Below are 7,972 nucleotides of genomic sequence, written 5' to 3' on the forward strand. Positions count from 1 at the left end.
GAGGAACTAACCTGATTTGTAAGTGAGCTTGTGAAGCTTAAGTGAACAGCATTGAATATTACCCGAAAAAAAAGATGGAGAGCAGAACGATGGGATGGTATATAATAGGTAACCAGTTACATATAGCGGGTTAAAAGCCAGCTTTTCTAATTCAATACAGGAAGTCGAGCATTTTTACAGGAAGGAAAGGTACAGAAATCTCATGGAACTCAAAGATCGAATCGAGAAGTCCTCTCAAAATCCGGAACTTGCGCAAAGAGCCATCTTCAATCTTCTGTTCATGCTGACAAATCAGATCCAGAATCTCTTTGATGCACGTATTCCGGAGGTTACACTTCGCCAGTTCATGCTGCTGTCGACTTTGCATGGCCTTGAGCAGCCGCTCAGCCTGGGAGAATGCGGCAAGATGCTCGGCTGTTCAAGGCAGAATGTTAAAAAGCTCGCGCTTTCTTTAGAAAAGAAGGGCTTCGTCCATATAGAAACAAACCCGGATCGGCCGCGCGCTTTAATGATTCTTCTGACTGATAAAGCGGATGCCTGTTTTGACGGAGCTTTCGCTCCGTATCGCGAGCAGCTTGGCGAACTGTTCACCGGCTTGAATGAGGATCAGACGCTCGCGCTTTTTGAAATGCTTCTCAGCCTGTTAAACGGGGCAGATCTTCTGGAAAAAGCCGCAATGAAAGCACCTGATGAAGAGTCCCCTGTTCCTGCAAAAATCGAAGAAAAGCGCGCAGAAAACAAAAAAGACAAACTGCCGGAAACCCGACTTTCCGCAGACAAAGGAGAATAAGGATGAAAACAGCTGTCCTCTGCCATTCCCAGACCGGCTTTACAGAGCGGTACGCCCAATGGATTGCAAGCCGGATTGATGGCGAATGCTTCCCGCTCTCCAAAAGCCGAACTATGGATTTGTCGACTTTTGACGTACTGATCTTTGGGACCTGGATGCAGGCGGGAAACCTTCATGCCCTTGCCGACTTTGTCAAAATCCGAAAAAATAATCCAGATCAGCCCGTCTTTCTTTTTGTAACCGGAGCCGCTTCTTCTCCTTTTCCGGATACGCTCCTGGCGCTCGATGAAGCTGGAAAAGCACTGAATACTGCCCCGGAGCGTGTTTTCTATTTTCCAGGCGGTCTGAATTATTCAAAGATGTCTCTGGCGAGCCGGCTGATGTTGAAAATGCTTGCCAGCATGCTCAAAAAGAAGAAGGACAAATCAGAGCAGGAAGAGGCCATGTCCAGATTGTTGAGTCAGTCCTGTGATTTCACCGATCCTTCGATTATCGAACCGCTTTTTCAAGCCCTTGACGCTTTAAAACATCCAGAAACACTCCGGATTAATAAGCCGGTTTTCATTGTCTGTTCTTTCGGAGCAGGCGGCTCGCCTGCATGTGCTAATTTAAATTGATCAATTTGAACGGATCGTCTTTAATGCCAAAAGAAGAAGGATTATTCCCGAGGATCTCTAATCTGCTATTAATTAAATCTAAAATCTCGTAATAGGCTAACCTCTTTCCTTTAGCAAAATCGCCAGACAAGGATCCCAGTTCACGGTTGTTTTCCAATATCCTTATCACGACGTCTTTAATCAATTCATCCATCACATGACCTCCTTGGGAGCATGAATCTAAGAACATTATGTACGGCTTCTAAGTGTTAAAAAACAATATTGTTTGGGAACTGATCTGCTTTGGTGTGAAGAAGACTCCTCTTTCTAATACCCATAACGAGACAAGGCTCAGCCTCCTGTACGGGACTGAGCCTTTCGTTTCGGTTTTGAATGTGATGAACCAGGCGATTGGACGCTTAACTGAGTTTCGTTCCGCAGTTGGTGCAGAATTTGGAACCTGGAGTCGTTTTCGCTCCGCAGTTCGGGCAGAATTTCACTTCAGGTTTTGACGTCCCGCAGTTTGCGCAGAATCGGCCAGTTGCGGTTTCGCCGCAGTTCGCGCAAACCCAGGTCTGGCTATCACTGCTCGGTGCAGGCGCAGCCGCTGCTTTGGCTGCTGCTTCCTGCGCTGCCTTTTCCTGTTCCATTTTCTGGGCAAGGAGCGAGGCGGTCTGCGAATTGCCGCCGGCCATATTCATGCCCAAAAAGCCGTTTACGGCTCCATTGGCATTGGCTGCAGCGTTTTGCATCGCATTGTTCTGCGCATTGACCATGGAACCGAACGCCATCTGGGAGTTGGAGAGCGTGCGCGCATTTTCCAGCTGCATGACGCGTTCCAGATCTGCTGGGGCAACTTCCGGGTTCAGAGCGACTTTCACGAGTTCAATGCCGCGTTTGTCGAGCCATTCCTGACCGAGCGCTTCGTTGAGCGCGTTGGCAAGATCGGTATCGTGAACGTAAATATCCTGATAGCCATTTACGCAGGCAGGCGCAATGCGGGTCAGCGCACCGGAAATTTTCGGCATCATTTCCACGCGCAGCTGTTCAGTAATTTCTTCCTTACGGTATTTTTTCAACGGATCCATCAGCAGATTTTCATAGAACGCTGCCGGGTTGGAAATCCGGAATGTATAGTAGCCATGAACGCCTAAAAGAAGACGTGTACCGAGATATGTATCGATAAAGGGTACTTTGCCGACACCAACCGGGTTTTCGGTGATTTCCTTCAGGTTGATATACACCAGCTGCATGCGGTTTGGAGACTGGCCGCCGTACTGGAAACGGCTCTTCACCAGATTCCAGACATTTTTCCATTCGCGGGTTCCGCCGTTTAATAAGGACGGCTCACGGGACGTATCGTAAATATACTGACCGGTCATTTTTTCATCGTCCGCAATGACGAAATCATGAACCTGACCATTTTCAATGAGCAGTGCGGCCTGGTTGATTCCAACGTTAAAGACGGAGCCGTCAGTTAAGACGTTTGGCGTGCCTTTTTTTCCTTTTGCCGTTGCGGGAACGGCCAGGACATCGTTGTTTAATCCTTCCGCAAATAATACTTCTTTGGGCTGATCCGCATACGCTGAAGCGGCTGCGTCAATTCCCCATCTGAGAATTCCCATTCTGTTTCCTCCATAAGGAATCCGGTTCACGTTCAGTCCAGTTCAGACGAAAGGAACACAGGATTTTCGATATTTGTACTATAGCACGGATCAACATTTCAAAAGACGGCTGTAAAGAAGCTTAATAGAGGATTCAGGATTCGTTAAGAAACAAAACCAGAAGACAAAAGCATCCGTATCTGTGGATTCTTATTTCTTCCGGTTTTACTGCTGCATATGCATCAGGAGCGCAGACTTTCCGTCTGTTCAAAGGACGGCAGCTGCCTCTGCAGCGTCTGGGCAATCTTTTTTCTTCGGGCCGCCTTGCGTTTTCGTTTGGCCCGGTTTGCGGCAAGAACGGCTTCCATCTTCTCTTCCATCTTGCGGCGGACCAGACGAACCATCCGCTTAGCATTGCGGTCGCTTTCGTATTCTTCTACGGCCTGCTGCCATTCGTCCAGATCCTCCTGTATGAAGACCAAAGGCGGATAGCCGTTTTGCATCAGATCGTAGCAGAGAAGCAGCTGCGCAACACTTTTGTCGGCATTTTCAAAGGGATGAATCGCCAGAAACTCGAGATAAAAGCGCGTAGCCCGTTCAATAGGATGCATTTCCTTTTTCCAGCGCGAGTTCAGATTGAGCAGTTCACTGAGTTTGGGTTCGATCAGATCGAGGGATATGGAACGATCGGCACCCGCACAGATGCGGACATGCACTTTCCGATACTTTCCGCGCGAAAAGGAATGATTGAGATCGGCCAGCGAATGGACCGCGCGAATCATGTTCTGGCTGAGCGTTTTCTTTTCCTTCAGACAGCTGAACAAATAAATCCAGGCATCGTGAACGCCTCGAACGTCGAGATGTTCGGCAAGGGAAAAACCTGGTTCGACCTGACCGTCGACCATATGCGAAGCCTGTTCAAAACTGAGATCCGCTCCCTGCTGGGCGCAGATGGAACTGGCAAATTCACAAATAAAGTTTTTCCTGCCGACCGCCTGGGTCAGAGGATCTTCCTGCGGAAGTTCCTTAACCAGCTTCTTGAGCAGATCGAGCCGGGTAAAGTCGTTGTATTTACGCTCTTTAGCCGCTTTATTGCGGCTTACCCTCTCATCTTTAGGCTTTTCTGCGTTTTCCGGAATCAGATAGCGCCTTCCCTGCTGCAGAATTCCGCGGATTCGGCCATTGGAACAGAGATAGCGCACGCGGTGATCGGAGATGTCCCATTTTCTTGATGCCTCCTGTACCGTCATATATTTCATCGGCATCAGCCCTTCCTAATCGGCAATACCATTATACTTTTCGAATGATAAAACCAAACGAAGCCTGCCCAATGATCGATGTCAGAATTTACGCTTGAAATCGAATTTCACAATCGATCTCTGAAAATCCAGATCGTCTGTATTTTGCCGGATCAGCAAAGCGGGCTCGATAATCCGCCTCACTCTGGCGCAGAGAGAACGGTTTTGGACAGGGAGATTCTTCCTTAAAAAAATCCGTCCCCTTTGGGCAAGAGATATGGAGAACGAGAAGAAGTTTGTTATCGTGGGCAGGCGTACTTCTGGACACGCATTGCATTTTGATTGCGTTTCCGTCATAATCCTGAAAACATTTACAGTTTCTGGAAAGACGCGGGATTGTCGTTTTCAAGTGTGATAAACTTTCAAATATTGTGAACAGCCTGTCAAAATCTTCGGACATTTGTCCCTTTGCACAGCCTGTTCCTTTTCATTAGGACAGGAGAAAAATTATGAAAAAAACCAACCTGCTTTTATCGGCTCTGGTCGCCGGTTCCCTGCTTGCCGGCTGCTCCGGCAATTCGAATGCTGGTGAGAGCGCAAAAGCTTCCAGCCAGAGCGGAAGCGACGCTTCGGCGAAAACGTTTACGGTAGGCTTCGACGCCGAATTCCCGCCATACGGCTATAAAGACGAGAACGGCGAATACACCGGATTTGATCTGGAACTGGCCGAAGCGGTCGCTGAAATGGAAGGCTGGACGCTCGTAAAACAGCCGATTGACTGGGATTCCAAGGATATGGAACTTTCCAACGGCACGATCGACTGCATCTGGAACGGCTTCACCATGGACGGACGTGAAGACGATTACACCTTCAGCGATCCGTATATTGATAACTCGCAGGTATTCGTCGTACCGGCAGACTCCGATATTCAAAGCGCGGCCGATCTGGCCGGCAAAAACGTCGGCGTACAGAAAGACTCTTCCGCGCTTGCGGCTTTGGAAAGCGAAGATAACGCCGATCTGGCAAGTTCCTTCGCCAACCTGACGCAGTACGGCGACTACAACACCGCCTTCATGGATCTTGAAGCCGGAGGAATTGACGCGGTTGCCCTCGATGTCGGCGTCGCGGATTACCAGATCGCCAACCGTGGAGACGGTGCATTCCGCAAGCTGGATGAGCCGCTGGCTTCCGAAGTGTACGCCATCGGCTTCCTGAAAGGAAATACCGATCTGCGTGACACAGTACAGGCCGATGTCTACACGCTGTATGACGAAGGCAAGGTTCAGGAAATTGCCGAGAAATACGGTCTGACGGACTTCCTTGTCATTGAGGATTATAAGAAATAGGCTTTGCGATGGACTGGTATACATTTCTGGAAATCGGCAAAAGCCTTCTGGTCACCATTGAAATCTTCGCGCTGACCCTGATCTTTTCCTTGCCGCTTGGCATGATTGTGGCTTTTGGCCGAATGTCCAAAAACAAAATTATAAGTACAATTACCCGCATCTACATTTCCATTATGCGCGGCACCCCGCTGATGCTGCAGCTGATCGTCGTATATTTTGGCCCGTACTATCTGTTCCGTATGAAAGTCGGCGCGGACTATCGCTTTATTGCCGTCATTATCGCGTTCTCGATCAATTACGCTGCCTACTTTGCGGAAATTTATCGAAGCGGTCTGCAGGCCCTTCCCAAAGGCCAGGAAGAAGCCGCGAAAGTCCTTGGCTATTCGAGAACCCAGACGTTCTTTCATATCCTGCTGCCGCAGCTGATCAAGCAGGTCATGCCGGCGATTACCAACGAAATCATCACGCTCGTTAAGGATACGTCTCTGGCCTTCGTCATTGCGGTAGCGGAAATGTTTACAATGGCCAAACAGCTTGCCGCAGCGCAGGCGACGATTATGCCGCTGATGATTGCCGGTCTGTACTACTACGTGTTCAACCTGATCGTCAGCTTTGTCTGTGAGCGGATTGAAAAGCATTACGCCTATTACCGGGTATAGAAAGGAGCGCTTTTATGAATTCGAATGAAAACGCCTCGATGCCCGTACTGAAAATTTCGCATCTTTCCAAATCGTTTGGCGAAAACGAAGTGCTCAAGGACGTTTCGCTTCAGGTCATGCCCGGCGAAATCGTCTCGATTATCGGACCGTCCGGATCCGGCAAATCCACCCTGCTTCGCTGCTCCACGCTGTTAGAGACGATGGACCACGGTTCCCTTTATTACGGCAGCGATCCCGTCTGCAAAGCTCAGGGCACAGAAAACGGACCTTCCCAGTATGTCGATAAAAAGACGCTGGCAAGGCTCCACCGGTATTTCGGACTCGTCTTTCAGAACTTCAATCTGTTCCCGCATTACACCGTCTTAAAGAACATTACGGATCCCCAGACGCGCGTGCTCAAGACGCCAAAAGACCAGGCGAAACAGACGGCTCTGGATCTGCTGGCGCAGTTTGGTCTGGCCGATAAAGCCGATGCCTATCCCTGCCAGCTTTCCGGCGGGCAGCAGCAGCGCGTAGGCGTTGCCCGTGCTCTGGCGATGAAGCCGGAAATTCTCTTTCTGGATGAACCGACTTCCGCACTGGACCCGGAGCTGACTGGCGAAGTGCTGAAAGTTTTAAAACAGCTGGCCAGCGAACACATCACAATGGTCATTGTCACCCACGAACTTGGCTTTGCCAGAGAAGTTTCCGATCGCATCATTTTTCTGGAACACGGCGTGATTCTCGAAGAAGGAACGCCCGAAGAGCTGTTCTCTTCATCCAAAACCCGCGTACAGGAATTTATCGGCAAGCTTTCTTCTTAAGCGGCAAGCCGGCTGTATTCCCTGGATAAAGTAAAAAAGCGCGATCTGCGTTGAAGGCATTTCCTTCTTGTGCAGATCCGCTTTTTCTTCGCATAAAATCTAAATCTGGTCAGGCTGTTTAGAAAATTTCGTCTTCCTCTGGTGCAGGCATCGTTTTTGCCAGCGATGGATATTCCTCGCGAAGCTCGCGCATGGTAAACAGTCTGCATCCATGCAAAAGCGATCTAGGAATATGGCAATAGCCGCCGGGATTGCGACCGAGATAATTCTGGTGTTCCTCTTCTGCCGGGCAGAAGTTATTGAGCGGTTCTACCTCAATCTGAATGGGTTTGGAATAATGCCTCTGCAAGTCTTCCAGCATGCCCTTCGCGATTGCCGCTTCCTTTGGATCGTTCGTATAAATGCCGGTACGGTAGTTGATGCCGATATCGTTTCCCTGCCGGTTCAGACTGACCGGATCGACAATGGAAAAATAGGAAGCCAGAATCTGAGGCAGCTCAATACAGTCCGGGTATTCAATGCGAATGCCTTCGGTATGTCCGCTTCCCTCGCAGACATCCCGGTAGATTGGATGTTCTCCAGGACCGTTTACATACCCGACTTGCGTGTGCAGCGGGCGAAACTGGCGAAAGAAGGCTTCTACGCTCCAGAAACAGCCTCCGGCCAAAACGATAGAATGCATGATAAATATTCCTCTTTTCCAGCAGGCGATCTAAATACCGAAATTTTTTTGCCTCGATACGTAAACGGATCGGGGCAGATACGTTCGTATCTAACGGTCAAAAATTTCTTTCCAAATCGCCTTCTGATGGTGTTCTATGATGTTTTTCCACTTCTTATTATACTAGTTGGTTGATATTATCATCCTTTAACACTTTTTCACCGTAAGTGTCAAACAATCGACGGGTATACGCGAGACTGAATATTAGATACGCT

At 49.1% G+C, this 7,972-nt stretch carries 9 protein-coding genes; 5 read left to right on the plus strand and 4 right to left on the minus strand.

Translation table 11 applies throughout. The annotated features are described in order from the left end of the window. Positions 1 to 202: 202 nt before the first annotated feature. Positions 203 to 790: a MarR family winged helix-turn-helix transcriptional regulator gene (locus tag Q2J39_RS09980; RefSeq protein ID WP_288340518.1), complete on the plus strand. Its 588-nt coding sequence runs from the start codon at positions 203 to 205 to the stop codon at positions 788 to 790. A gap of 2 nt (positions 791 to 792) precedes the next feature. Then, positions 793 to 1,407, plus strand: coding sequence for a flavodoxin domain-containing protein (locus Q2J39_RS09985; RefSeq protein ID WP_288340520.1), 615 nt, complete (start codon positions 793 to 795; stop codon positions 1,405 to 1,407). Here the strand turns inward: Q2J39_RS09985 and Q2J39_RS09990 are convergent. From Q2J39_RS09990 to Q2J39_RS10000, 3 genes are all read right to left on the minus strand, one after another. Further along, positions 1,394 to 1,600, minus strand: coding sequence for a hypothetical protein (locus tag Q2J39_RS09990; RefSeq protein WP_230267035.1), 207 nt, complete (start codon positions 1,598 to 1,600; stop codon positions 1,394 to 1,396). The two genes, Q2J39_RS09985 and Q2J39_RS09990, sit on opposite strands and share 14 nt — an antisense overlap. A gap of 205 nt (positions 1,601 to 1,805) precedes the next feature. Beyond that, on the minus strand, positions 1,806 to 3,011 hold the full coding sequence (locus tag Q2J39_RS09995) for an SPFH domain-containing protein (protein ID WP_288340522.1): 1,206 nt from the start codon (positions 3,009 to 3,011) through the stop codon (positions 1,806 to 1,808). A gap of 221 nt (positions 3,012 to 3,232) precedes the next feature. Then, complete coding sequence (locus tag Q2J39_RS10000) at positions 3,233 to 4,255, minus strand: DNA-binding protein (RefSeq protein ID WP_288340524.1); 1,023 nt, start codon at positions 4,253 to 4,255, stop codon at positions 3,233 to 3,235. Positions 4,256 to 4,737: 482 nt separating this feature from the next. On the opposite strand from Q2J39_RS10000, the gene Q2J39_RS10005 reads away from it, so the two are divergent. From Q2J39_RS10005 to Q2J39_RS10015, 3 genes are read left to right on the plus strand one after another with little or no spacing between them, the layout of a single operon-like run. Continuing rightward, a complete protein-coding gene (locus tag Q2J39_RS10005) occupies positions 4,738 to 5,574 on the plus strand; it encodes an amino acid ABC transporter substrate-binding protein (protein WP_230267032.1) in 837 nt (278 codons plus the stop codon). A gap of 8 nt (positions 5,575 to 5,582) precedes the next feature. Beyond that, complete coding sequence (locus Q2J39_RS10010; protein WP_230267031.1) at positions 5,583 to 6,233, plus strand: amino acid ABC transporter permease; 651 nt, start codon at positions 5,583 to 5,585, stop codon at positions 6,231 to 6,233. A 14-nt stretch (positions 6,234 to 6,247) separates the two neighbouring features. Then, positions 6,248 to 7,036, plus strand: coding sequence for an amino acid ABC transporter ATP-binding protein (locus Q2J39_RS10015; RefSeq protein ID WP_288340527.1), 789 nt, complete (start codon positions 6,248 to 6,250; stop codon positions 7,034 to 7,036). A 118-nt stretch (positions 7,037 to 7,154) separates the two neighbouring features. Here the strand turns inward: Q2J39_RS10015 and msrA are convergent, their stop codons facing one another. Continuing rightward, positions 7,155 to 7,718 carry a peptide-methionine (S)-S-oxide reductase MsrA gene (msrA, locus tag Q2J39_RS10020; protein ID WP_288340529.1) on the minus strand — a complete coding sequence of 188 codons (564 nt, stop codon included), beginning with the start codon at positions 7,716 to 7,718 and terminating at the stop codon, positions 7,155 to 7,157. Positions 7,719 to 7,972 lie beyond the last annotated feature (254 nt).

The sequence above is a fragment of the uncultured Allobaculum sp. genome (genome assembly GCF_948576815.1).
Classification (GTDB): domain Bacteria; phylum Bacillota_I; class Bacilli_A; order Erysipelotrichales; family Erysipelotrichaceae; genus Allobaculum; species Allobaculum fili.

What these genes read in the sequence shown, in the direction of transcription:
- Q2J39_RS10010 (WP_230267031.1), top strand. Translation starts at nt 5,583, where the DNA reads ATGGACTGGTATACATTTCTGGAAATCGGCAAAAGCCTTCTGGTCACC.
- Q2J39_RS09990 (WP_230267035.1), bottom strand. Translation starts at nt 1,600, where the DNA reads ATGGATGAATTGATTAAAGACGTCGTGATAAGGATATTGGAAAACAAC.
- Q2J39_RS09995 (WP_288340522.1), bottom strand. Translation starts at nt 3,011, where the DNA reads ATGGGAATTCTCAGATGGGGAATTGACGCAGCCGCTTCAGCGTATGCG.
- Q2J39_RS09980 (WP_288340518.1), top strand. Translation starts at nt 203, where the DNA reads ATGGAACTCAAAGATCGAATCGAGAAGTCCTCTCAAAATCCGGAACTT.
- Q2J39_RS10015 (WP_288340527.1), top strand. Translation starts at nt 6,248, where the DNA reads ATGAATTCGAATGAAAACGCCTCGATGCCCGTACTGAAAATTTCGCAT.
- Q2J39_RS09985 (WP_288340520.1), top strand. Translation starts at nt 793, where the DNA reads ATGAAAACAGCTGTCCTCTGCCATTCCCAGACCGGCTTTACAGAGCGG.
- Q2J39_RS10000 (WP_288340524.1), bottom strand. Translation starts at nt 4,255, where the DNA reads ATGCCGATGAAATATATGACGGTACAGGAGGCATCAAGAAAATGGGAC.
- msrA (WP_288340529.1), bottom strand. Translation starts at nt 7,718, where the DNA reads ATGCATTCTATCGTTTTGGCCGGAGGCTGTTTCTGGAGCGTAGAAGCC.
- Q2J39_RS10005 (WP_230267032.1), top strand. Translation starts at nt 4,738, where the DNA reads ATGAAAAAAACCAACCTGCTTTTATCGGCTCTGGTCGCCGGTTCCCTG.